Source organism: Christiangramia marina, from assembly GCF_048285865.1.
GTDB lineage: Bacteria > Bacteroidota > Bacteroidia > Flavobacteriales > Flavobacteriaceae > Christiangramia > Christiangramia marina.
In genome coordinates this window covers 971582-972728 of sequence record NZ_JBLVTK010000001.1, presented here as the reverse complement: position 1 = coordinate 972728, position 1147 = coordinate 971582, and the positions used below count along the sequence as shown (strand labels likewise).

The 1147-nt window shown below is 38.4% G+C and carries 1 protein-coding gene; it reads left to right on the top strand.

All coding sequences use genetic code 11. The features are described 5' to 3' along the window. On the top strand, positions 1–1147 hold a 1147-nt coding region (locus ACNKXS_RS04535; protein WP_417919821.1), incomplete at both ends, for an NAD-binding protein.

Sequence of the window (1147 nt, the reverse complement as noted above, 5' to 3'; positions counted from 1 at the left end):
ATCAAAAAGAACGTGATCCCTCATTATTTACTGAATGTACTTACGCTGGCAACCGTGCTGGGAGTATTCGTACTGGCAGATCTTTTCGCTCATGAAAGCGGACTTTTAGCCGTGGTAGTAATGGGAATGGTGATGGGAAACATCAACCTTCCAAACCTGAAAGAATTACTTTATTTTAAAGAATCTTTGAGCGTCCTGCTTATTTCGATCCTGTTCATACTACTTGCTGCGAATATCAATGTTGAAGATTTGATGCTGGTTTATGATATCAAAGCATTGATCCTGTTTGCTACGGTGGTACTCATCGTTAGACCTTTGGGTGTATTTGTGAGCAGTATAGGCTCATCACTCAAATTCAACGAAAAACTATTTATAAGCTGGGTTGGACCTCGTGGTATCGTAGCCGCAGGTATCGCTTCTCTCTTCGGAATTGAACTTTCCAACCAAGGCGTTCCCGGAGCAGAATATATCACTCCGCTTGTATTTATGATCGTACTGGGAACAGTTCTTCTGAATGCGACCACAGCAAGATTATTCGCTCAATTAGTGGGAGTTTTTCTGAAGAATTCTCAGGGTATCCTTATCATTGGAGCATCTACTATTTCAAGATTGATTGGTAGTTATCTGAAGAAGAACAACAGACATGTGGTACTGGTAGATAGTAATGGAACAAACATTAAAAAAGCACAGGAACTTGGATTGGATGCGATCCAGGAAAATGTTTATTCAGATGATCTTATCAATAATATTGAATTAAGTGATATCGGTTACTTGATGGCCATGACTGGAAATACGGAAGTAAACCTGAATGCCATTGAAAAGTTCAGAAAGCATTTTGGAGAAAATGGATCTTTTAGAGTAGTTTCTTCAGATGAAATGTACGATCCTGAAAACAATCCTAAAGAAGGACTGTTCTCGCAAACCGATGATTATATCAAATTAACGAACCTTGCCAGGAAGTATCCTTCAATTCATGAAATTGAACTGAATTCCAAGGAGCACTATGAAGGGCTTATAGAGATAAGTAAAACAGATTCTGATATCATTCCACTATTTGTAAAAGATGAGGAAGGAGAGCTTAGTATTATTCCTTCTAACAGCCTGGAAGTAGAAATTGAAGAAGGTTTTATGATGGTTTATCTTGGAA